Here is a 20,564-nt window from a genome sequence, read left to right on the forward strand (position 1 = left end):
CAGCGTACTTGCCGGTGGCCGCCCGCACGCACGTGCGTCACCGACGGCGGTGCGCGGCACCCGCCGCGGTACGCCAGACTGGTGCCCGTGACGTCCCCGCAGGCAGCGACGTCGGCGACGCAGCCGGCCACCTCACCCTTCCTCGAGTTCGACCGCGCGGCGTGGAGCCGGCTGTCGGCCGCCACCCCGCAGCCGCTCACCTCCGCCGACATCGACCGGCTCCGTGGGCTGGGCGACCCCGTCGACCTCAGCGAGGTCGACACGGTCTACCGGCCGCTGTCGCGCCTGCTGTCGCTGTACGTGGCCTCCTCCCGCCGGCTGGGCTCGGTGACCTCGACCTTCCTCGGGGAGCGGATGGGCCGCACGCCCTTCGTCATCGGGGTGGCCGGGTCGGTCGCCGTCGGGAAGTCGACGACGTCGCGGCTGCTGCGGGAGATGCTGCGCCGCTGGTCGGGGATGCCGCGGGTGGACCTCGTGACGACCGACGGCTTCCTGCACCCCAACGCCGAGCTCGAGCGCCGCGGCCTCATGTCCCGCAAGGGCTTCCCCGAGTCCTACGACCAGCGCGCGCTGCTCCGGTTCCTCAGTGCGGTGAAGTCCGGCGTCCCCGAGGTGACCGCCCCGGTCTACGACCACCTCACCTACGACATCGTGCCCGGCCGCGAGATCACCGTGCACCGCCCCGACGTCCTCATCGTCGAGGGCCTCAACGTCCTGCAGCCCGCGCGCACGACGGCGGACGGCGCCCCGAGCCTTGCGGTCAGCGACTTCTTCGACTTCTCGATCTACGTCGACGCCCGCACGAGCGACGTGCGGCGCTGGTACGTCAACCGCTTCCTCTCCCTGCGGGAGACCGCGTTCTCCGACCCTCGCTCCTACTTCCACCGCTACGCGGCGCTGAGCGACGAGGAGGCGGTCGAGACGGCGACCCGCATCTGGGGCTCGATCAACGAGCCGAACCTCGAGGAGAACATCCTGCCCACGCGCGGACGCGCCTCCCTCGTGCTCACCAAGTCCGGTGACCACCGGATGCACCGGATGCGGCTGCGCAAGATCTGAGGCGCGCGCGGCCGGCGCGACGTGCCGGCCCCGCCTAGTGCGCCGCCGGGCTCGGCAGCAGCGCCCTCACGCGGTCCGTCAGCTGCTCGACCAGGGTCGGCGCGAACGGTGGCCCCCACGGGACGCTCGCCGCGATGACCGGCACCCGGCCGGCGAGCGCCGCGGTGAGCGTGAGCTGCCGGCTCAGCACCTCCGGGTCGCGCCACCCGATGAGCCGGGGGAAGCCGGAGAGAGCGAGGACCGCGTCCGGGCCGCGCAGGCGTCGAACCTCCACCCGGTCCGTCGTGCGGCTGGGGAAGGGGATGATGAGGACGTCCAGCGGCAAGCGGTCCGCAGCGCCGTCACGGAGGCGGAGCACCTCTCGGTCGTCGGCGCTGCGCCGCACCTGCGGGGCCCCGTCGTCGAAACGCGCCACGAGGCTGTCGGCACCCTTGCGCAGACGCAGCTCGGTCGCGCCGAGCCGGGCGACCGGACGGTCGGTGACGTCGTCGAGGCGAAGGACGTCGTCGGTGATCAGTGCGCCGCCGTCACCGCACAGCAGGGCGGCCATCGTCGACTTGCCCATCCCCGAGCGTCCGACGAAGCCCCAGGCGCTGCCTCCGACCTCGACGGCGCTGGCATGGAGCACCAGGTGGCCGCGCTGGTACAGCTGGAAGGCGAGGCTGGCGCCGGTCGTGAGGACGGAGGCCATCCCCTCGTCGCTCCCGTCGACGCTCCGAACCTCCATGCGGTCGAGGGCGGGCGAGACATGGACGTCGCAGGCCCCGAAGAACCGGAGGGTGAACCCGTTGTCGTGCCGGGTGAACGCGTAGACCGTCTGGGTGGCGCCGCCTGCCCGCAGGACCGTCTCGCCGGGCGGGAGCTCGGTGGTGGCACGGGTGGGGGCACCGCGCACGATGGTGACGTCCGGGACTGCACCGGGTGGTGCCGGCCGGTCCTGGTGGAGCTCGGTGTCGCTCGCGACGACCAGTCCGTAGAGCTCGAGCATCACGCGGCTCCTTCGCGTCGCGGGTCGACGAGGCTCAGGTACGTCACCGGAGCCTCGGGGTCGAGGGTGCGGCCGTCGATCTCCAGCCAGGCGTGGGCCTTGACGACCCCGTCCGACTTCGTCACGCCGACCCGCAACGCCGGCCTGCGGTGGCGCAGGGCGTAGCCGGTCCCCAGGGCACGGCGCAGGCAGGTGTCCTCCCACGGCCAGTGCCGCAGGACGCGGCGCACCGCCCGGAGCGCGCGCCGCTCGTCGGCCGTGAGCCGGTCGGCGAACGGCTCGGTCGCGGCGTCGCCCGCGTCCGTGCTGAGGGGGACACCGAGCGACGCGGCGAGCTCGGGCAGCGGCCGGCGGCGCACCGCCCACTCGATGCGCGCCTGGGCCACGAGCGCCGCGGCGACGGCGGCGTAGTCACGCAGCGTCCAGCTCCTCAGGATGCCGCCGACGGAGATCATCGCGCCGGCCCGTCGAGGGGCAGACCTTCGCTCGCCATCCACGCGGCCATGAGGGCGCTGTCGCTCCTGCCGATGAAGTCCTCGTTCAACCAGGCCTCCCGCAGCAGCTCGGCGTCGACGTGCTCGAGGTCGAGCCCGGTGCCGGACCACTGCCGAGCGAAGGATCGTTCGAACGGACCCATCCGGGCAGCGTTGAAGAACGACTTCGTCGACCGTCCCAGGATCGGCTCCGGCAGCACGTCGGCGAAGGCGTGGCGCATGGCGGCCGTCCGTCCGGTGAATCCCCAGCGCCCTCCTTCGTCGATCCAGGCGCTGACGAACTCCGGTGCCAGCAGGGGGTGGACGAGACGGATGTCGTAGTCACGCGCCACGAGGTCCATGTTGTGGTAGATGGCGCGTGCGAGCGGTCGCCGGATCGTCCTGCGGATGGACCGGTCCCACCGCAGTGGCTCGACGAAGTCCTCGGCGATCGCCTCGATGAACTGCTCCCGTGCGGGTCCGCGCAACCACGGAGCCACTCGGGCCCACGTCTCCTCCACCTCGGTGCGCACCTGCCGTCCACGCGGGAGCAAGGCCCGGGCGGCGTCACTCACGACGCGGAGCCGGGGGCGCTGCTTGCGCTGGATCGTGCGGCGCAGCCGTGCCACGGGCGCCGACCGCCGACCGATGAACATCTCGTCGCCGCCCTCGCCGGTCAGGAGGACGCCGCCACGGACCCGGTCGAACATCTCGTGCTGCAGGTTCAACGAGGGGGGCCAGACGAGGCCCCGCCGTGCCATGCTCTCCTGCGCGTTCTCACTGAGCAGCCGCTGCTGGCCGGTGATCGTCACGACGACCCGCTCGGTCACGCCGAGGTGCCGGAGGACGAGCTCCTGCCACTCGTCCTCGTTGGCTTCCGCGTTCCCGGGGTACCGGTACGTGATCGGCACGGGCAGCGGACGCCCGTGCTCACGTGCCACGGAGGTGGCGACGGCCAGCACGGCCGAGGAGTCACGGCCGCCGGAGAAGCTGACGAACACCGGTGTGGTGTCGATGATCGTCCTGAGCACGTCGCGCAGCGCGAGGCGGGCGCTGCCCGAGCTCGGTGGCAGCTGGACGTGCGGCAGGCCGTCGGCCGTCGCTGCCAGGGGGACGCCCATGACGATCTCGCGAGGGCCAAGTCTCAGGTACTCCGTGGACCGCGTTGTCAGCACTGCTGTTCTCCCGCCCGGCTCGTGAGGTCCTTGCTCCTTCATGGTTGAGGGAGGGGCCGGGTACCGGCCCCTCCCTCAGACCGTCGGTCAGGAGCCGACCGGCGGCTGGTCCGGCTTGTCGCCGAACTTGAACAGCCAGACCTGGTCGTCCCTGCCGTGACCCGTCAGTGCGAGCGTGAGCTCGGGCACTGAGCCGACCTCAGTGATGCGCGGAGATGTGTACATGCGGATTCCCTTCGTCGTCGGTGGAGGTGGTGCTCCGTCAGTGGAGTAACTGCGGCGGTTGTCAAGTTAGCGCAGCACCACCTGCCGACCGCGGGTCACGAACGGGTGAATCGCCGACCCCGCAGGGGTGAGACCGCCCGGGGAGGTGAGGGCGCAGTGAGCATGGTCGGCACCGGGTCGGGCACCGGGCGCGCCGTCACCGGGAGCGCCGTCTCGGGGCGCGTGGGGCTCCGGGCCGTCAGCCGGGCGTGCTCGTCCGCTCGTCGCAGTCGCGGCGGTCCTGCCGCCCCTCGGTGACCTCACCCTCCGACGGGGCCACGAAGTCCGGGTCCAGGACGTCGAGACTCTCCGGGAGCTTGCTGCCGAACCGCCGGTGCACCCACCGCAGGGCGGCGTCCACGACGAACCCGATGAGGACTCCACCGGTGACACCGGCGGCGATCGCGATGAGCGGGTGGTCGTGGAGGAAGACTCCGGCACCGATCCCGAGGGCCGTGGAGTAGCCGCCCCACACGATCGCCGCGATCGCGGCGATGAGGACGAACCGGGCGCGGGGGAAGCCGACCGCACCGGCCGTCATGTTGACCGCCACGCGCCCGATCGGGACGAACCGGGCGGAGAGGATGAGCACGGTGCCCCGCTGGGCGAGGGCACGCCTGGCCCAGGCGAGGCTCGCCCGGCCGCGTCTGCCCTGGAAGATGCGCAGCCGGTCGATCGGGACCCTGCTGCCGATCGTGTACGCGATGACGTCGCCGGTGAAGGCACCGACCGCGGCGACCAGGATGAGCAGCCACAGGTTGGGGCCGTCGCCCGTCATCGCGAGGACGGCGACGCCGATGACGATCGACTCGCTCGGCACCGGCGGGAAGAACCCGTCGACGGTCGCCAGGACGAGGACGGCGACGAGCAGCCACGGGGAGTCGGCCATGCCGAGGACCCACGACTCGATCGCCGCCATGGCCGCCGTCATCGGGCACCGGTTCGCGTCACCGGACCATTAGACCTTGCCGGGCACCCCGGTGTCACCGGGGATGCCCCTGACGGACCCCTGAGTCAGCCCAGCGCGAGTCGCGTGCGCACGACGTCCGCGAGCTCCGCGGCGACGGCGTCGGCCTCCTCCTGGGTCGCGGCCTCGACCATGACGCGCACGAGCGCCTCGGTCCCCGAGGGGCGGAGCAGCACACGGCCGGTGTCACCGAGGCGCTGCTCGGCGGCGGCGACCGCGTCGCGCAGCCCCTCGTCGGTCCCGGCACGGGCCTTGTCGACGTCGGGGACGTTGACGAGCGTCTGCGGCAGGCGGGTGACGATCGCGCCGAGCTCGGCCAGCGAGCGGCCCGTCTCGACCACCCGGGCGGCCAGGAGCAGCGCGGTGAGGAGGCCGTCGCCGGTGGTCGCGTGGTCGCTGGCGATGATGTGGCCGGACTGCTCCCCGCCGAGGCTGAAGCCGCCGGCGCGCATCGCCTCGAGGACGTAGCGGTCCCCGACCGCCGTCTGGACGGTGCGGATCCCGGCGTCCCGCATGGCGAGGAGGAGCCCGAGGTTGCTCATCACGGTGACGACGAGGGTGTCCTCGGCGAGCCGGCCCTGCTCCTTGAACGCGGTGGCGAGCACCCCCATGATCTGGTCGCCGTCGACGATCGTGCCCTCGTGGTCGACCGCGATGCAGCGGTCGGCGTCGCCGTCGAAGGCGACGCCCATGGCCGCGCCGGAGGCGACGGTGACCGCCTGGAGCTGCTCGGGGTGGGTGGAGCCGCAGTCGTCGTTGATGTTGCGGCCGTCGGGCGAGGCGTTGATGACGACGACGTCGGCGCCCGCCTCGCGCAGCGCGAGGGGCGCGATGTCGCTGGCCGCGCCGTTGGCGCAGTCGATGGCGATGCGCAGAGCCTCCAGCGGCCGGCCGGTCGCGGCGACGAGGTGGTCGATGTAGGTGCGGTCCGCGGCGCGCGCGTCCTCCTCGATGCGGCCCACGCCGTCGGCGACCGGGCGGTCCCACGCGGCGCCGAGGCTCGCCTCGATGGCGTCCTCGATGGCGTCCTCGAGCTTGAAGCCGCCGTGGGCGAAGAACTTGATGCCGTTGTCGGGCATGGGGTTGTGCGAGGCGGAGATGACGACGCCGAGGTCGACGTCCGTCGTCGCCGTGAGGTGGGCCACGCCCGGGGTGGGCAGCACGCCGACCTCGACGACGTCAACGCCCGCGCTCGTGAGCCCGGCGGCCAGCGCGGCGGAGAGGAAGTCCCCGGAGATTCGGGTGTCACGGCCGATGACGGCGCGGGGACGGCGTCCCTCCGCGCCCGCGGTGGCGGTGAGGACCCGTGCCGCTGCCGCACCGAGGCCGAGGGCCAGCTCGGCGGAGATGTCTCGGTTGGCGAGTCCGCGCACACCGTCGGTTCCGAACAGTCGGGGCATGGGATTCCTTCGTCTCGAGGCCTGGGGGCCGAGGGCCCCGACCCATGGTGCCAGAGGACCACACCCCCGCCACCCGCCCACGTGGTGAGTTGGGCGACGTTCGCGGCGCTCCCGGCGTCGTGCGACGCACCGGGTGCGACCTTCGGGGGACGGTGCAGAAACGCGGAACGGCCCCGCCGGTCGACGGGGCCGTTCCACTCAGCGCTGGATCAGCGCTTGGAGTACTGCGGGGCCTTGCGGGCCTTCTTGAGGCCGGCCTTCTTGCGCTCGACGGCGCGGGCGTCGCGGGTGAGGAACCCGGCCTTCTTCAGCGCCGGACGGTTCGACTCGGAGTCGATCTCGTTGAGCGCGCGGGCAACGCCCAGGCGCAGCGCACCGGCCTGGCCGGAGATGCCGCCGCCGTGGATCCGCGCGACGACGTCGAAGCGGCCGTCGATGTCGAGCAGCGTGAACGGCGAGCTCACCAGCTGCTGGTGGAGCTTGTTGGGGAAGTAGTCCTCCAGCGAGCGACCGTTGATGGTCCACTGGCCCGTCCCGGGGACGAGTCGGACGCGCGCAACCGCTTCCTTGCGGCGGCCGAGCGCCTGACCCGGGGCGGTGAGGCTCTGACCGGCACCCGCGGCGGGTGCGTCGGTCTCGGTGGTGTAGCTGCTGGGGACGTTCTCGTCGTCCAGCTCGATCTCGGGAGTGGTCTCAGCCACAGTTCTCCTCGTGTCCTGGTGAGAGGCTGCCGCGTCCTTGCGGACTACTGGGCAACCTGGGTGATCTCGAAGGCCTGCGGCTGCTGCGCGGCGTGGGGGTGCTCCGGGCCTGCGTAGACCTTGAGCTTCTTGAGCTGCTCGCGGCCGAGGGTCGTCTTGGGCACCATGCCGCGGACAGCCTTCTCGATCGCACGCTCCGGGAAGCGCTCGAGGAGCTGGGCGTAGCTCGTGGCCTTGAGGCCGCCCGGGTAGCCCGAGTGGCGGTAGGCGAGCTTGTCATCGAGCTTGCTGCCGGTGAGGGCGACCTTCTCCGCGTTGATCACGATGACGAAGTCACCGTTGTCGACGTGCGGTGCGAAGCTCGGCTTGTGCTTCCCACGGAGCAGGGTGGCGACGTGGGTCGCCAGTCGGCCGAGGACGACGTCGGTAGCGTCGATGACGTACCAGTTCTTCTCGACGTCGCCGGGCTTCGGTGTGTACGTGCGCACGGGCGTAGCCTTCGTTTCTCTGTCGTCGGGCGGCGTCGTGCGCGTTGGCGCATGGGCCGTCCATGGTCTGGTGATGCTCGCTGCGCGCATCCGCGCCGCTGCGCCGGCGAGTGGGAGCACCGGGGAGCGCAAAGGGATGCACAACGACATCCAAGAGTACCGCCGCCCGCCGCGCTGGGTCAAAGGCGGCGGACGGCGACCTGAGTGAGACGTGCCACCCGGGTCAGCCGGGCGTGCCGCCCTCCCCGGTGAGCCCGATGGGGTCGTCCTCCTCGCGGACGCGCATCGCGGCCTCCTCGGCCGTGGCGGCGCCACCGGCGACGCCGACGTCCTCGGCCACCATGTCCTGCTCGCGCTCGCCGAGCGGTCCGGCGGCCTCCTCGGACACGGCCTCGATGCGCCCGGCGCGGTCCGGCTCGCGGTGCGCCTCGGGCTGCTGCGGCTCCTGCCAGACCTCGGGCTCCTCCTGGTCGAGCCGCTCGGTGATCGTGTCGCCCTCGATCTGCTCCGCCTGGGTGAGGTTCTTGCCGCGGAGCGGGTCGCGGTCCAGCGGGACGTAGCCCTCGTCCATGACGTCGTCGACGCCGCGCTGCTCGAGGGTGTCCTCCTGGGGCAGCTTGTCCGTGTCGCCCTCGCCGGGCAGCGACGGGTCCGGGCTGGTTGCTGGGGTGTCTCCTGGCTCGGTCATGCCTCCCAGGCTGCCACCGCCCTCCGGGGGGCGCACGAGGAAGGTCCGGCTACCGCGCCGGCAGGGTGCGCACGTTACGAGCCTGCGCCGCCCGGGTGGCGAGCGCCTCGTCGGCGGGGTAGCCGACCTCCTCGAGGGTGAGACCGTGGGCGGCGACGACGGCGACACCCGGGTCACGGCGGCGGGCGGCGAGGACCGCGGCGGGCCAGTCCACCGGCCGGCGCCCCTCCCCGACGGCGAGGCTCGCCCCGACGAGCGCGCGCACCATCGAGTGGCAGAAGGCGTCCGCGCGGACGGTGGCGACGACGAGGCCGTCGGTCCGTCGCTCCCAGCGCAGCTCCTCGAGGGTACGGATGGTCGTGGCGCCCTCACGGGGCTTGCAGTACGCCGCGAAGTCGTGCTCCCCGCGCAGCCACTGGGCGGCGACGTCCATGGCCGCGACGTCGAGCTCGCGCCCGTGCCACAGGACGTCGCGCCGCCGCAGCGGGTCACGTGCGGCGGGCGCGTCCGCCACCCGGTAGGCGTAACGCCGCCACACCGCGGAGAACCTGGCGTCGAAGCCGGGCGGCGCCACGCGCACGCGGTGGACGACGACGTCACCCGCCCCGCGGGGGCGCGCGTCCCGGCCGAGGACGCCGGCGAGCCGGGAGACGAGTGCCTCCTCCGGCGGACGGTCGCTGCGCCCGGGCACCGTCCGCCAGGCGGTGAGCGGCACGTCCAGGTGGGCGACCTGGCCGCGCGCGTGGACGCCGGCGTCGGTGCGTCCGGCGACCGTCAGCCGAGCGGGCACCCCCAGGCGCAGGACCGTGGTGAGCGCGTCCTCCAGGGTTCCCTGGACCGTGCGCAGACCGGGCTGGGTGGCCCACCCGGCGAAGTCCGTGCCGTCGTAGCCGAGGTCCAGCCGCAGCCGGACCGTCTCGTCGTCGGGGGCAGCGCTCACGTCTCGCAGGCTAGTACCGTCGCGCGGGTGGACCCACTGAGCACCGCAGGCCGCGGCCCGACCACCCTCGCCGTCGACTGCGGCGGCGGCGGGATCAAGGCCTCGGTGCTCGACGCCGCCGGCACGATGCACGCCCAGCCGGTCCGGGCGGCCACGCCCTACCCGCTGCCCCCGCAGCGGCTCGTCGACACGATCCGGTCCCTGGCCGGGCAGCTGCCTCCCGCCGAGCGCGCCACCGTGGGGATGCCGGGGATGATCCGGCACGGCGTCGTCGTCACCACCCCGCACTACGTCACGCGCGCCGGGCCGCGGACCAAGGTGCTGCCCGACCTCGTCGCGGCGTGGGAGAACCTCGACCTCCAGGAGACCCTCAGTGCCGGGCTCGGCGTGCCGGTGCTCCTCCTCAACGACGCCGAGGTCCACGGTGCGGGTGTGGTCGCCGGGGCGGGCCTCGAGCTCGTCGTCACGCTCGGCACGGGCCTGGGCAACGCCCTGTTCGACGGCGGCCGGCTCGCCCCGCACCTGGAGCTCTCGCGCGCGCAGGCCCGGTGGGGGCTGACCTACGACGAGTACATCGGCGAGCACGAGCGGCTGCGGCTCGGGGACGCGATGTGGTCGCGGCGGGTGCGGCAGGTCGTCGACTCGCTGCGTCCGGTGGTGCTGTGGGACCGGCTCTACCTCGGGGGCGGCAACTCCCGTCGCATCACCGCGACGACCCTCGACCGCCTGGGCGACGACGTCGTCATCGTCCCCAACAGCGCGGGGATCGTCGGCGGGGTCCGTGCCTGGGAGCTCGGCGGGATCACGCCGAGCGGGCCGTCCTGACCGAGCCGGGCGCGACCTCCTCGACGAGGTCCAGCACGATCCGGTTGAACTCCGCGGGCCGCACGAGCGAGACGAGGTGCGTGGCCCCGGGCACGATGTCGAGGCGCCCGTCGCGGCAGGCGGCGAGGAAGCGGCGCTCCTCGGTCCGGAAGTGGTCCCAGCGACCGTTGACGAGGCGCACCGGTGCGTCGATGGCGCGCAGGTCGGCGATCGGGTCCAGACCCCCGACCGCCGCGAGGGCTGCGTCCATGACGCCGAGCTCCATGCCGCCCTCGTGGAGGTCCGCGAGTGCCGCGGGCGGCAGCGCCACTCGCGCGAGGGTGTCGTTGAGCCGGCGTCCGCCGTCGGGCAGCCTGGCGATGAGCGCGGCGACCCGTCGGTACGCGGCCAGGCCCGGGCCGCGCGGACGGGTGGAGCACCCCGCCGCCAGCACCCCGACGACGCGCTGCTCGGTCCGCGCCGCCCAGTGCAGGGTGAGGTAACCGCCGAGAGACAGGCCCACGACGACGACGGCGCCCCCCGCCGAGCGGGCCGCCTCCTCCACCGCGGCCCGGGCGCCGTCGAGGGTGAAGGTCTCTCCCGCGCGCTCGCCGTGGCCGGGCAGGTCCGGGGCGAGGGCCGCCACCCCGGCCTCCTCGAGCGCGGCGAGCTGGGGGCGCCACATCGTGCGGGAGGCGCGGATGCCGTGGACGAGGAGGACCGTCACAGCAGCGGTCACGGCGCCCTCCGTCCGCCGGCGGGGACCGGGGCGCCGGCCTCGACGGCGGCGAGGTAGGACTCGAGGGCCGCAGTCCCGGCGGTCGTGCGCACGGGCGCCGCGGACGGCGCGGGCCGCAGGCGGTCCACGACGCCCTGGCCGGCGTTACGGGCGACCTGCGTGAGGGTGCGGGCCGCACCGCGGCCGACCGCGCGGGCGACGAGACGGGAGACCGAGGCGTCCTGCTGGAGCCGCGCCACGGGCGAGAGGCGGTCGACGGCGTCGAGCAGGAGCCGCTGGGGCCGGGAGGTGCCGAGCAGGTCGTGCACGCGCGCCGGCACCGGCGTGCCGAGCGTGGCCGTCGCCCGGCGCAGCGCCAGGGCCACCTGCGGCTGCGCGCCCCACTCCGCGGCCCGAGCGGCCACCGGCGTCCAGTCCTGGACCTGGCGCGCGAGCTGGTCGACGTCGACCATCCAGCCCAACCTGTTGGCGCCCGCGAGCGCCGCGTGGAGGCACACGTGGACGAGGGTGTCCGCCTCGTCCATCGTCCACGCCTGGCCCAGCCCGACGCCCACGCGGCGTCGGCGCCCGAGGATGTCCTCGGTCGAGACGGTGAACTGCCGCCGCCGCGCCTGGGTGTTGATCATCGCCCAGTGGAGGTCCACCTGGATGCCGGCCGGCGTGAACCAGTGCATCTCCCCCGGCGTCTGGGGGTTGCGCAGCATGTCCTCGTAGTCGCCCACCCGCCAGCCGGCCCCGAGGAGGACCTCGCTCACCGCGCGCAGCGTGTGCGGCGCGACGAGGAGGTCGAGGTCGCCGTAGGGGCGCAGGCCGGGCACCGGGTGGGCGAGCTGCGAGAGCACCGGCCCCTTGAAGACCACCCAGGGGACGTCCCCGAGCAGCTGCCCCACCTGCCCGAGCAGCATCGTGGCGCGGATGTGGAGCGACTTGGCGCCCTCCCGGTCGGGCCGCAGCACCTCGGCGACCGCCGGCGCGGCCTCGCGCAGCCGCACGTGGGCGAGCGGGGAGACCCGGTGGTGGCGCACCGCCGCGACGACGGCGTCCGTGGGCAGGGGTGGGGCGGTGGCGATCTCGCCGCGGCACACCGCCACGAGGAGGTCTCCGACCGCGCGTCGGGTGCTGTGCTGCATCGCCGTCCTTCCACACCGTCGCCCGTCGCGGCGGCCTGCTAGCGGGAGCGTAGCGACCGCGAGCCGCATCGGGAGGCGGTCCGGCTGAGTCGTGAGGGGTGAGGCACTGCGGGTGAGGACACCACCCGGGGTGATCACCCGGGCGTCACCTCGGTTCCCGCCCCGAGGCGGTTCGCGCAGCGAAGGGCCGCGCCTAGGCTCGGACCACGTCACCGGCGACCGTGCCCGCCGGGTGACAGGTCCCTCCTCCGGGGGGTCCTCCCTACGACAACCGCACATCCCTGGAAGGAGGACCACCATGGCTTACGAAGCACCGCGGGTGACCGAGGTCGGCAGTGTCCACGGCCTGACCCTGGGCAGTCAGTTCCTCGCCGCCTACACGGACAACACCGTCTACTGGGGCGAGTGGAAGCCCAACCAGCCGGGCCCCGCACCGGGCTCTCGCTGAGTCCCCACACACACTGCGGGCCGGGGTGACCGTCAGGGTCCGCCCGGCCCGCAGCGTCCTGTCCGGCCGACTCCCGAGGGACCCATGACAGCACCGACCGCGAGGGCCGCGTTCGTCCCGCTCTCCGCGCAGGAGACCCTCCTCGCCCTCCCCCGGAGCCGCTCCACCGTGCCCGTCACCTCGGCGCCACGGCTGCCGACGAGGCAGGTGCTCGAGGAGATCCTCCTGACCGCACTGAGCACGACGCCGTGCTACGTCCTGTTCTCCGGGGGCCGCGACTCCTCAGCCCTCCTCGCCCTCGCCGTCCACGTGGCACGCCGTGAGGGACTGCCCGCACCCGTTCCCGTGACGGTGCGCCACCCCGCCGCCCCGGAGTCCGACGAGACGCGGTGGCAGGAGCTGGTCCTGGCTCACCTCCGCCTGCCCGGGCAGGTGGTCCTCGAGTTCGACGGCGAGCAGCGCCTGCTCGGGGAGGTCGCCCGGGCCGCCCTGCGCCGGCACGGTCCCGTGTGGCCCGAGGCCGTCCAGCTGCACGGGGCGGCCTACCGGCACCTGGAGCCGGGGGCCACGGTCGTCTCCGGCGAGGGCGGGGACATCCTCCTGGACGGTCACCGGATGGGGAACCTCCGCGACGCCCTGACCCTGCGCCGACCCCGTCGCGCGTCGCTCCGTGGCGGGCTGCGTGCCGTCCGTCCGCGCGCCCTGGTACGCCGCGAGGTGCGCCGCTCCGGCGCGGCCCCGCCCTGGCTGCGGCCCGCCGCGGCGACGGAGTACCTGCGGGAGCTGGAGCACCTGGTGAGCGAACCGCTGCGCTGGGACGCCGCCACCCGCACGATCATGGCCTCCCGCGCCCCCGCGGTCTTCGCGGCGAACTTCGACGCCGCCATCACCGAGTACGGGCTGCTCCCGGTCACGCCCTTCAACGACCCGCGGGTCGCCGGGGCGATCGCCCGCCAGGCGGGCCCCCTCGGGTGGGGCGACCGCACGGCCATCTTCCGGCGACTGTTCCACGACCTCCTGCCGGACGAGGTGCTGCGCCGCCGGTCCAAGGCCGCGTTCAACTCCACCCGCTGGGGGCCCGAGGAGCGAGCCTTCGCCCGCGGCTGGGACGGCAGCGGGCTCGACCCCGCGTGGGTCGACGCCGAGGAGCTGCGCGCCGCGTGGCTGTCCGACCGCCACCACCCCAGCGCGGACTTCCTGCTCCACGTGGCCTGGGCACGTGCCGAGGGCATCGACCTGGGGGACTCACCGTGAGCGTTGCCGGCACGAGCGAGCCTCCCCAGCTCCTGTACGGGCTCACGGTCGCCGCGGACTTCCCCCTCCACCAGGACCGCCCCGCGCCCGCGGGAACCCCCGTCGACCTCACGGTCGTCGACGGCCCGCCCGTGCCGGCGACCGGTGAGACGCCGTCCGGGGAGGTCGTCCTCGACTTCGGCGAGCACCCGGACCGCTGGTACACGGCGGTCCGTCGCCCCGACGGCTCGGTGCTGCTCCGCGTGTACTCCGTGTGCGACATCGTCCTCAGCCCCGACCTCGCCGACGTCACCGTCCATCTCGCCGAGGGCGCCGACCCGGGCATGCGCGCCATCATGACCACCGGCACCCTCCTGGCCCTGCAGCTCTACCTGCGTGGCAACGCGGTGCTCCACGCGAGCGCCGTCGAGCAGGACGGCCGGGCGATCGCCTTCGTCGGGCACTCGGGCATGGGCAAGAGCACCCTCGCCGCACTCATGTGCTCCTCCGGTGCCCGGGTGGTGAGCGACGACGTCGTGCCCGTCGCCCCCGCGGACGGGGAGCCTCCCCTGGTCCCCCTCGGCGCGACCGAGCTGAGGCTGCGCCCGGGGGCCGAGGTGCTCGCGGCCGGCTTCGCCCCCGGCTCCTTCCGCCGCCGGGTCAGTGCCGACCAGCGGGTCGTCGTCGGCCTGGAGCCCCCGCCCGTCCCCGCCGTCCCCCTCGCCGCGGTCGTGCTGCCCCGCCCGAACCGGGAGGACCACCTGGGCATGGAGCTGCTCGACCCCAAGGCCGCCGTGTTCGCCCTCATGAGCTTCCCCCGGCTCATGGGCTGGCGGGACCCGGCCGTGCTCGGCCAGGTGCTCGCCCACACGTCATCGCTGGCCCGGACGGTGCCCGTGCTCGTCGCCCACGTGCCCTGGGGGCCGCCCTTCCGTGACGACGTCGCCGAGACGGTCTGGGCGGCGGTGGACCGCTACTCCAGCCGGGTGTAGTCAGGTCTGCGGCTCGGCGTCGAGGTAGGCGGCCGCCTGGAGACGGAACAGCTCGGCGTACCTGCCCTCCTGGGCCATGAGCGTCTCGTGGGAGCCGGCCTCGACCACCCGCCCCTCCTCGAGGACGTAGATGACGTCCGCCGCGCGGACCGAGGAGAAGCGGTGGGAGATGAAGACCGCGGTGCGCCCGGCCAGGACCTCGCGCAGCGACTCGTACAGCGCGCTCTCCGCCCGCGGGTCCAGCGCCGCCGTCGGCTCGTCGAGGATCATGAGCTGCGCGTCGCGGTGGAAGGCCCGCGCGATGGCGACCCGCTGCCACTGGCCGCCCGACAGGTCCCGCCCGCCCTTGAACATCCGGGAGAGGATCGTGTCGTAGCCCTCGGGCAGCGCGGAGAGGAACCCGTCCGCGCCCGCGCGGCGCGCGGCCGCGACCGTCCGCGCGTCCTCGACCTCGTCGTCGAAGCGGCCGACGGCGATATTCTCCCGGGCCGTGAAGGCGTAGCGGACGAAGTCCTGGAAGATGACCGCCACCCGTGCGCGGACCGACGACCGCGCGTACGAGCGGGTGTCGCGCCCGTCCCAGCGCACCGTGCCGCCGGTGGGGTCGTACAGGCCCGCGAGGATCTTGGCGAGCGTCGTCTTGCCCGAACCGTTCTCCCCGACGAGCGCGACGACCTGGCCGCGCCGGATCCGCAGGTCGACGCCGCGCAGCGCCTCGGTGCGGCCACCGGGGTAGCTGAAGCGGACGTCGTCGACCACGATCTCCTCGAAGCTCGCGGGCGCCTCCGCGCCCGCCTCGTCCTCGCGGGCAGCCGCCCCGAGCTCCATGAACTGGTCGACGTCCTGGAGGAACAGGCCCGCCTCGAAGATCGACTGCATGCCCTTGAGGAGGGCCTGCACCTGCCCCTGGAGCATCCGGATGGCCACGATGGCCGCACCGGCCTCAGCGACGGAGACGGCCCCGCGGCCGATGAGCCACACGAGGACGAGCAGGGTGCCGGTCAGCACGGCGGCGGCGCCGAGGTTGCCGAGGACACTGAGGACGCTGCGCCTGCGCAGGTGGCGGGCGAGGTCGGTGAGGTAGCGCCCGTACAGCCCGTCGAAACGCCCGCGCAGCGGCCGACCGATGTCGAAGGCCCGGATCTCCTTGGCCTCGTCGCGGGTGGTGAGGAGGTAGCTGAGGTACATGCGCTGGCGCTGCCGGGGCGTCTGGTCGACGGTGAAGCCGAACTCCAGCCGGCTCTCCCGCCGGTTGGTGAGGACCATCGGCAGCCCGCCGAGGAGCAGCAGCGGGAGCAGCACCGGGTGGATCCCGATGAGGACGACCCCCACGCCCACCGTCGCGGTGAGCCCGCCGACGATCCCGAGCAGGGCCTGCGTCACCTGGAACGGCCGGGTCGGGGCGGCGGCCTGCACGCGCTGCAGCCGGTCGTAGAAGAGGGGGGACTCGAAGTGCCGCAGCGAGACGCTGGTGGCGACGTCGAGGACGTCCTGGTAGGTCCGGCGGGCGACGGCCTCCCCGAGGTAGCGGCTGAGGTTGGCGCGCAGCGACCCGAGGAGGGCACTCAGGGCCATGAGCCCGGACAGCGCGAGCGTCGCCAGCAGCAGGGCCTGCGGGACCCCACCACCGGGCCCCAGCCCGAGCACCGCGGAGAGGAAGGACTCGACGACGACCACCTGCCCGGCGAGGACGAGCGCCGAGAGCACCTGCACGAGGAGCAGCGCCACGAACAGCAGCCGTCCGGCGCTCCACACGAGCCGGGTCGACCGGCGCAGCAGCTGCCACAGCCGCCCGGCGGAGCGTCGCTGGTTGCGGCTCTCGATGCGCAGGTCGAGGGGGTCGACCAGGGCTGGGGGCTCGTCGCTCACCGTGCTGCCCCGGCGCGGGTCACCGCAGCAGCCCCTTGGTGCGCAGGTCCGCCACGAACGCCGCCGCGTCCTGCTCCGCGGTCGGCCGGTCGATGTCGTACTCCGCGGTCAGCGCGTCGGTGAGCTCCTCGAGCGACCGGTCCTCGGTGAGGAGCTTGGCCAGGTGCGCGCCGGCCACGTTCGTCGTCAGGTACACCGACCGGGCGGTGTCGAGGATGACGAGCTCGCCGTCGATCTCCTGCCAGGTGATGTCCTCGCTCCGCAGCTGCACGTGTGCTCCCTCTCGAGTCGTCCGGCCGCTGCCGCGCGGCCACGCCGGTGCCGCGTGGGCGCGGGGCCGGCGGTCGTCTCGAGCGTAGTGCCGGTGCGGGCCGGCCCGTAGGGGTCGAGCGGACGATCGTGGGTGCACGCGAGGCCCCACACCCGGGTGAGGGTGTGGGGCCTCGCGACTCGTCGGGGTGACCTCGTGGGATCCCCGAGCAGGTGGACCGGCTCGACGCCGGTCGTCGGTCAGCCGCGCGGGTTGGCGTGCCCCGTGGGGGACTCGTCGGCCTGCGCGTCGGTGGCGGCGTCGGTGGCAGCCTGGGCGGAGGACTCGGCGGCGGCCTGCTTGGCCTCCTGGGTCTCCTCGGCCTTGGCGTCCTCGACGGCGTCGGCGGCCTCGTCCGAGACGGTGGTCTCGGGGGCCTCGACGGCGGGGGTGGTCGCGTCCTTCGCGGCACGCTCGACGGCCTTCTCGGCCTCACGGACGGTGGCCTGCTTGGGGCTCACCGGCTCCATGACGAGCTCGATGACCGCCATGGGGGCGTTGTCGCCCTTGCGGGGGGCCGTCTTGGTGATCCGGGTGTAACCACCCTGACGCTCGGCCATGGCCGGCGCGATCTCCGCGAACAGGTCGTGCACGACGCCCTTGTCACGGATCGTGGCCATCACCTTGCGGCGGGCGTGCAGGTCGCCGCGCTTGCCGAGGGTGATGAGCTTCTCGACGACCGGACGCAGGCGCTTGGCGCGGTGCTCCGTCGTCGTGATGGCGCGGTGCTCGAGCAGCGCGGTGGCGAGGTTCGCGAGCATGTGACGCTCGTGAGCCGGGCTGCCACCAAGACGGGGGCCCTTAGCGGGAGTGGGCATGATCTCTCCTGTTGTGAATCGTGGGTGGCGTCAGTCGCGCGCGTCGTCGCTGAACTCGACGTCGCCCTCGTAGTCCGACTCGTCGTCCTCGACCTGCGAAATGTCGAAGTCGACCGGGCTGTCCTTGAGGCCGAGGCCCAGGGCAGCGAGCTTCTCGCGGATCTCACCGATCGACTTGGACCCGAAGTTGCGGATGTCGAGCAGGTCGGCCTCGCTGCGGGCGACGAGCTCGCCCACCGAGTGGATGCCCTCGCGCTTGAGGCAGTTGTACGAGCGCGACTGCAGCCCGAGCTCCTCGATCGGCAGGGCGAGGTCGGCGGCGAGGGCGGCGTCGGTCGGCGAGGGGCCGATCTCGATGCCCTCGGCCTCGACGTTGAGCTCGCGGGCCAGGCCGAAGAGCTCGACGAGCGTCTTGCCGGCCGAGGCGAGCGCGTCACGGGGCGTGATCGCGTTCTTCGTCTCGACGTCGACGATGAGGCGGTCGAAGTCGGTGCGCTGCTCGACACGGGTGGCCTCGACCTTGTAGGTCACCTTGAGGACCGGGGAGTAGATCGAGTCGACCGGCACGCGGCCGATCTCGGAGTCGAAGCTCTTGTTCTGGCTCGCCGACACGTAGCCGCGGCCACGCTCGACGGTCAGCTCGACCTCGAGCTTGCCCTTGGCGTTGATGGTCGCCAGGTGCAGGTCGGGGTTGTGGACCTCGACGCCGGCCGGCGGGGTGATGTCACCGGCGGTGACGACGCCCGGGCCCTGCTTGCGCAGGTACATCACGACGGGCTCGTCGTGCTCGGAGGAGACGACGATCCCCTTGATGTTGAGGATGATCTCGGTGACGTCCTCCTTCACGCCGGGAACGGTCGTGAACTCGTGGAGGACACCGTCGATCCGGATGCTCGTGACGGCGGCACCGGGGATCGAGGAGAGCAGGGTGCGACGCAGGGAGTTGCCGAGGGTGTAGCCGAAGCCGGGCTCCAGCGGCTCGATGACGAACCGGGAGCGCTGCTCGGTGACGACCTCTTCGGTCAGGGTGGGGCGCTGTGCGATGAGCACGATGTGTTCCTTTCAGCAGGCATCCGCTATATGACGCCGTGCAGGGCACCCGCCGGGCATCGGTCCGGCCGGCGGGAGGGTGAGACGGGGCCTCACGTGCTGCCGCACGCCGCCCCGGTGGGGCGGCGTGCGGCGCGAGACTCAGACGCGGCGGCGCTTGGGGGGACGGCAGCCGTTGTGGGCCTGGGGCGTGACGTCCTGGATCGAGCCCACCTCGAGGCCGGCGGCCGTGAGGGAGCGGATCGCGGTCTCACGGCCGGAGCCGGGACCCTTGACGAAGACGTCGACCTTCTTCATGCCGTGCTCCTGGGCGCGGCGGGCCGCGGCCTCGGCCGCCATCTGGGCGGCGAAGGGCGTCGACTTGCGCGAGCCCTTGAAGCCGACCTGGCCCGAGGAGGCCCAGGCGATGACGGCGCCGGTGGGGTCGGTGAGCGTGACGATCGTGTTGTTGAACGTGCTCTTGATGTACGCGTGACCGTGCGTGACGTTCTTGCGCTGGTTCCGGCGCGGCTTGCGGGCCGTGGACGCCGAGCGGGTCTTGGGGGGCATGCGGTGCTTCTCTCCTGGTCGTCGGACCGGTGGCAGTCGGCGCGGTGAGCGCCGCGACGTGCGACCGGACTACTTAGCGGGCCTTCTTCTTGCCGGCCACGGTGCGCTTGGGACCCTTGCGGGTACGCGCGTTGGTCTTCGTGCGCTGACCGCGGACCGGCAGTCCGCGACGGTGACGCAGGCCCTGGTAGGAGCCGATCTCCACCTTGCGGCGGATGTCGGCCTGGACCTCACGGCGCAGGTCTCCTTCGACCTTGAAGCTGCCCTCGATGTAGTCACGGAGAGCGACCAGGTCGCTGTCGGTCATGTCCTTGACGCGAAGGTCGGGGCTGACGCCCGTTGCCTCGAGCGCCTGCTTGGCGCGGGTGCGCCCGACGCCGTAGATGTAGGTGAGCGCGATCTCAAGCCGCTTCTCGCGGGGGAGGTCGACGCCGACGAGTCGTGCCAACTTGTGCTCCTTGTGCTGCTCGGAGGTCTCCCGCACCACCCTCCCGTCCGAGCCGGACGGGCCCCGGCCTCCGAGCCGAGGGTTGCTCCGTGGGAGCTAGCGGTGCGCTTGGCGGCAGGACGCCGCCGTCGTCAGATCAGCCCTGACGCTGCTTGTGACGAAGGTTGGTGCAGATCACCATCACGCGGCCGTGACGACGGATGACCTTGCAGTTGTCGCAGATCTTCTTGACGCTGGGCTTGACCTTCATGGCATTCCTCCGCCGCCGCGCCGGCGCACTGGGCACCGCGACGGCGATTGTCGAGTGGGTTACTTGTAGCGGTAGACGATGCGACCTCGGGTGAGGTCGTACGGGCTCAGCTCGACGACGACCCGGTCCTCGGGAAGGATCCGGATGTAGTTCTGACGCATCTTGCCCGAGATGTGCGCGAGCACCTTGTGGCCGTTGCTCAGCTCCACCCGGAACATCGCGTTGGGCAGCGCTTCGACAACGCTGCCCTCGATCTCGATGACGCCGTCCTTCTTCGCCATATCCTCCGCTAACTCTTCTCTCCTGCATGGCCGCCGTCGTCCGACGGCGGGGCGTACCGTGGAACACGCCCGTCCCCCAGGTTCCAGGCAGGGAAGTGGCAGGCACGCTCGTCCAGCGCTCCATCATACGACATGGCCCCGGCCTGCGCGTGCATGACCTCCCTCACAGGGAGGCACGGGCGGGGCCGTCCGAGGACGGCCCCGCCCGGCTGGGGAGGCGGGTCGCACGGCTCGCCCCCGGGACCGATCACAAGCACCGGGGATTCGCGCGCCCTGCCTCACCCTGGACCCCGGCTGGCCGGGCAAGACCGGCCGGGGTGGTCTAGTGGCCGGGCGGCTGCCCGGCGGTGGCTGCCCGGCGGCGGGCGAGGACGGCCAGGCCGGCCCCGACGAGGGCGGCGAGGCCAGCGAGGCCGACGAGCGCCCCCACCTCGGCGCCTGTGTCCTGCAGCCGTCCGGTGCCCGGCCCGGCCTCCGGCGGCACGCCGACCTCCGAGAGG

The 20,564-nt window shown here is 73.2% G+C and carries 25 protein-coding genes; 5 read left to right on the plus strand and 20 right to left on the minus strand.

Annotated elements, in window-relative coordinates; translation table 11 throughout:
- Nucleotides 1-87 precede the first annotated feature (87 nt).
- On the plus strand, nucleotides 88-1,059 hold the full coding sequence (gene coaA / locus DSZ44_RS07040; protein WP_373681237.1) for a type I pantothenate kinase: 972 nt from the start codon (nucleotides 88-90) through the stop codon (nucleotides 1,057-1,059).
- A 34-nt stretch (nucleotides 1,060-1,093) separates the two neighbouring features.
- On the opposite strand, the gene DSZ44_RS07045 is transcribed toward coaA, so the two are convergent.
- From DSZ44_RS07045 to DSZ44_RS07090, 10 genes are all read right to left on the minus strand, one after another.
- Entirely contained in the window at nucleotides 1,094-2,047 is a 954-nt protein-coding gene (locus DSZ44_RS07045; protein ID WP_110851892.1) for a hypothetical protein, read from the minus strand.
- On the minus strand, nucleotides 2,047-2,502 hold the full coding sequence (locus DSZ44_RS07050) for a lasso peptide biosynthesis B2 protein (protein WP_110851893.1): 456 nt from the start codon (nucleotides 2,500-2,502) through the stop codon (nucleotides 2,047-2,049). Before DSZ44_RS07050 ends, DSZ44_RS07045 begins: the two co-directional genes overlap by 1 nt.
- The gene (locus DSZ44_RS07055) at nucleotides 2,499-3,641 is read right to left on the minus strand and encodes an asparagine synthase-related protein (RefSeq protein WP_181424555.1); all 1,143 of its coding nucleotides are present in this window, start codon (nucleotides 3,639-3,641) and stop codon (nucleotides 2,499-2,501) included. Before DSZ44_RS07055 ends, DSZ44_RS07050 begins: the two co-directional genes overlap by 4 nt.
- A gap of 141 nt (nucleotides 3,642-3,782) precedes the next feature.
- Nucleotides 3,783-3,920 (minus strand): lasso RiPP family leader peptide-containing protein, encoded by a 138-nt coding sequence (locus tag DSZ44_RS07060; RefSeq protein WP_110851895.1) that lies wholly within the window; start codon nucleotides 3,918-3,920, stop codon nucleotides 3,783-3,785.
- Nucleotides 3,921-4,158: 238 nt separating this feature from the next.
- Nucleotides 4,159-4,878, minus strand: coding sequence for a DedA family protein (locus DSZ44_RS07065; protein ID WP_181424556.1), 720 nt, complete (start codon nucleotides 4,876-4,878; stop codon nucleotides 4,159-4,161).
- Between the two features lie 95 nt (nucleotides 4,879-4,973).
- Complete coding sequence (glmM, locus tag DSZ44_RS07070) at nucleotides 4,974-6,326, minus strand: phosphoglucosamine mutase (protein ID WP_110851897.1); 1,353 nt, start codon at nucleotides 6,324-6,326, stop codon at nucleotides 4,974-4,976.
- Nucleotides 6,327-6,535: 209 nt separating this feature from the next.
- Nucleotides 6,536-7,027 carry a 30S ribosomal protein S9 gene (gene rpsI, locus DSZ44_RS07075; protein ID WP_110851898.1) on the minus strand — a complete coding sequence of 164 codons (492 nt, stop codon included), beginning with the start codon at nucleotides 7,025-7,027 and terminating at the stop codon, nucleotides 6,536-6,538.
- Between the two features lie 44 nt (nucleotides 7,028-7,071).
- The gene (rplM, locus tag DSZ44_RS07080) at nucleotides 7,072-7,515 is read right to left on the minus strand and encodes a 50S ribosomal protein L13 (protein ID WP_110851899.1); all 444 of its coding nucleotides are present in this window, start codon (nucleotides 7,513-7,515) and stop codon (nucleotides 7,072-7,074) included.
- Between the two features lie 223 nt (nucleotides 7,516-7,738).
- Nucleotides 7,739-8,203: a DUF5709 domain-containing protein gene (locus DSZ44_RS07085; RefSeq protein ID WP_110851900.1), complete on the minus strand. Its 465-nt coding sequence runs from the start codon at nucleotides 8,201-8,203 to the stop codon at nucleotides 7,739-7,741.
- Nucleotides 8,204-8,252: 49 nt separating this feature from the next.
- Nucleotides 8,253-9,143: a tRNA pseudouridine synthase A gene (locus DSZ44_RS07090; protein ID WP_110851901.1), complete on the minus strand. Its 891-nt coding sequence runs from the start codon at nucleotides 9,141-9,143 to the stop codon at nucleotides 8,253-8,255.
- 27 nt (nucleotides 9,144-9,170) lie between these two features.
- On the opposite strand from DSZ44_RS07090, the gene DSZ44_RS07095 reads away from it, so the two are divergent.
- Complete coding sequence (locus tag DSZ44_RS07095; RefSeq protein ID WP_373681238.1) at nucleotides 9,171-9,968, plus strand: ROK family protein; 798 nt, start codon at nucleotides 9,171-9,173, stop codon at nucleotides 9,966-9,968.
- Here DSZ44_RS07095 and DSZ44_RS07100 read toward each other — a convergent pair.
- Both DSZ44_RS07100 and DSZ44_RS07105 read right to left on the minus strand, forming a co-directional pair.
- Nucleotides 9,946-10,686 (minus strand): alpha/beta fold hydrolase, encoded by a 741-nt coding sequence (locus tag DSZ44_RS07100; RefSeq protein ID WP_258369294.1) that lies wholly within the window; start codon nucleotides 10,684-10,686, stop codon nucleotides 9,946-9,948. The two genes, DSZ44_RS07095 and DSZ44_RS07100, sit on opposite strands and share 23 nt — an antisense overlap.
- Nucleotides 10,683-11,816, minus strand: a complete 1,134-nt coding sequence (locus DSZ44_RS07105; RefSeq protein WP_181424557.1) for a nucleotidyltransferase domain-containing protein — start codon at nucleotides 11,814-11,816, stop codon at nucleotides 10,683-10,685. The genes DSZ44_RS07100 and DSZ44_RS07105 overlap by 4 nt, the downstream gene beginning before the upstream one ends.
- A 298-nt stretch (nucleotides 11,817-12,114) precedes the next feature.
- Here DSZ44_RS07105 and DSZ44_RS07110 point away from each other — a divergent pair, with 298 nt between their 5' ends.
- From DSZ44_RS07110 to DSZ44_RS07120, 3 genes are all read left to right on the plus strand, one after another.
- Complete coding sequence (locus DSZ44_RS07110) at nucleotides 12,115-12,264, plus strand: lasso RiPP family leader peptide-containing protein (RefSeq protein ID WP_110851904.1); 150 nt, start codon at nucleotides 12,115-12,117, stop codon at nucleotides 12,262-12,264.
- A gap of 84 nt (nucleotides 12,265-12,348) precedes the next feature.
- The gene (locus DSZ44_RS07115) at nucleotides 12,349-13,518 is read left to right on the plus strand and encodes an asparagine synthase-related protein (protein WP_110851905.1); all 1,170 of its coding nucleotides are present in this window, start codon (nucleotides 12,349-12,351) and stop codon (nucleotides 13,516-13,518) included.
- Nucleotides 13,515-14,489 (plus strand): phosphoenolpyruvate carboxykinase (ATP), encoded by a 975-nt coding sequence (locus DSZ44_RS07120; protein ID WP_110851906.1) that lies wholly within the window; start codon nucleotides 13,515-13,517, stop codon nucleotides 14,487-14,489. The genes DSZ44_RS07115 and DSZ44_RS07120 overlap by 4 nt, the downstream gene beginning before the upstream one ends.
- On the opposite strand, the gene DSZ44_RS07125 is transcribed toward DSZ44_RS07120, so the two are convergent.
- The 8 genes from DSZ44_RS07125 to infA all read right to left on the minus strand — a co-directional run bounded on the left by DSZ44_RS07125 (nucleotide 14,490) and on the right by infA (nucleotide 20,064).
- Complete coding sequence (locus tag DSZ44_RS07125; protein ID WP_110851907.1) at nucleotides 14,490-16,358, minus strand: ABC transporter ATP-binding protein; 1,869 nt, start codon at nucleotides 16,356-16,358, stop codon at nucleotides 14,490-14,492.
- Between the two features lie 19 nt (nucleotides 16,359-16,377).
- Nucleotides 16,378-16,629 carry a PqqD family protein gene (locus DSZ44_RS07130; RefSeq protein ID WP_110851908.1) on the minus strand — a complete coding sequence of 84 codons (252 nt, stop codon included), beginning with the start codon at nucleotides 16,627-16,629 and terminating at the stop codon, nucleotides 16,378-16,380.
- 239 nt (nucleotides 16,630-16,868) lie between these two features.
- The gene (gene rplQ, locus DSZ44_RS07135) at nucleotides 16,869-17,486 is read right to left on the minus strand and encodes a 50S ribosomal protein L17 (RefSeq protein WP_110851909.1); all 618 of its coding nucleotides are present in this window, start codon (nucleotides 17,484-17,486) and stop codon (nucleotides 16,869-16,871) included.
- Between the two features lie 30 nt (nucleotides 17,487-17,516).
- Nucleotides 17,517-18,536: a DNA-directed RNA polymerase subunit alpha gene (locus tag DSZ44_RS07140; RefSeq protein ID WP_110851910.1), complete on the minus strand. Its 1,020-nt coding sequence runs from the start codon at nucleotides 18,534-18,536 to the stop codon at nucleotides 17,517-17,519.
- 141 nt (nucleotides 18,537-18,677) lie between these two features.
- Nucleotides 18,678-19,085, minus strand: a complete 408-nt coding sequence (rpsK, locus tag DSZ44_RS07145; protein ID WP_110851911.1) for a 30S ribosomal protein S11 — start codon at nucleotides 19,083-19,085, stop codon at nucleotides 18,678-18,680.
- Nucleotides 19,086-19,158: 73 nt separating this feature from the next.
- Nucleotides 19,159-19,533 carry a 30S ribosomal protein S13 gene (gene rpsM / locus DSZ44_RS07150; RefSeq protein ID WP_110851946.1) on the minus strand — a complete coding sequence of 125 codons (375 nt, stop codon included), beginning with the start codon at nucleotides 19,531-19,533 and terminating at the stop codon, nucleotides 19,159-19,161.
- Between the two features lie 136 nt (nucleotides 19,534-19,669).
- Entirely contained in the window at nucleotides 19,670-19,783 is a 114-nt protein-coding gene (rpmJ, locus tag DSZ44_RS07155) for a 50S ribosomal protein L36 (RefSeq protein ID WP_110851912.1), read from the minus strand.
- Between the two features lie 59 nt (nucleotides 19,784-19,842).
- Nucleotides 19,843-20,064 carry a translation initiation factor IF-1 gene (infA, locus tag DSZ44_RS07160; protein WP_110851913.1) on the minus strand — a complete coding sequence of 74 codons (222 nt, stop codon included), beginning with the start codon at nucleotides 20,062-20,064 and terminating at the stop codon, nucleotides 19,843-19,845.
- Between the last annotated feature and the right edge of the window lie 500 nt (nucleotides 20,065-20,564).

The sequence above is a fragment of the Georgenia satyanarayanai genome (genome assembly GCF_900116375.1).
Classification (GTDB): Bacteria; Actinomycetota; Actinomycetes; order Actinomycetales; family Actinomycetaceae; genus Oceanitalea; species Oceanitalea nanhaiensis.

Coding starts and splice junctions, on each gene's coding strand:
- DSZ44_RS07060 (WP_110851895.1), bottom strand. CDS start 3,920: ATGTACACATCTCCGCGCATCACTGAGGTCGGCTCAGTGCCCGAGCTC.
- infA (WP_110851913.1), bottom strand. CDS start 20,064: ATGGCGAAGAAGGACGGCGTCATCGAGATCGAGGGCAGCGTTGTCGAA.
- DSZ44_RS07115 (WP_110851905.1), top strand. CDS start 12,349: ATGACAGCACCGACCGCGAGGGCCGCGTTCGTCCCGCTCTCCGCGCAG.
- DSZ44_RS07045 (WP_110851892.1), bottom strand. CDS start 2,047: ATGCTCGAGCTCTACGGACTGGTCGTCGCGAGCGACACCGAGCTCCAC.
- DSZ44_RS07085 (WP_110851900.1), bottom strand. CDS start 8,203: ATGACCGAGCCAGGAGACACCCCAGCAACCAGCCCGGACCCGTCGCTG.
- DSZ44_RS07110 (WP_110851904.1), top strand. CDS start 12,115: ATGGCTTACGAAGCACCGCGGGTGACCGAGGTCGGCAGTGTCCACGGC.
- rplQ (WP_110851909.1), bottom strand. CDS start 17,486: ATGCCCACTCCCGCTAAGGGCCCCCGTCTTGGTGGCAGCCCGGCTCAC.
- DSZ44_RS07105 (WP_181424557.1), bottom strand. CDS start 11,816: ATGCAGCACAGCACCCGACGCGCGGTCGGAGACCTCCTCGTGGCGGTG.
- DSZ44_RS07050 (WP_110851893.1), bottom strand. CDS start 2,502: ATGATCTCCGTCGGCGGCATCCTGAGGAGCTGGACGCTGCGTGACTAC.
- glmM (WP_110851897.1), bottom strand. CDS start 6,326: ATGCCCCGACTGTTCGGAACCGACGGTGTGCGCGGACTCGCCAACCGA.
- DSZ44_RS07065 (WP_181424556.1), bottom strand. CDS start 4,878: ATGGCGGCGATCGAGTCGTGGGTCCTCGGCATGGCCGACTCCCCGTGG.
- rpmJ (WP_110851912.1), bottom strand. CDS start 19,783: ATGAAGGTCAAGCCCAGCGTCAAGAAGATCTGCGACAACTGCAAGGTC.
- DSZ44_RS07055 (WP_181424555.1), bottom strand. CDS start 3,641: ATGGGCGTCCCCCTGGCAGCGACGGCCGACGGCCTGCCGCACGTCCAG.
- rpsK (WP_110851911.1), bottom strand. CDS start 19,085: ATGCCCCCCAAGACCCGCTCGGCGTCCACGGCCCGCAAGCCGCGCCGG.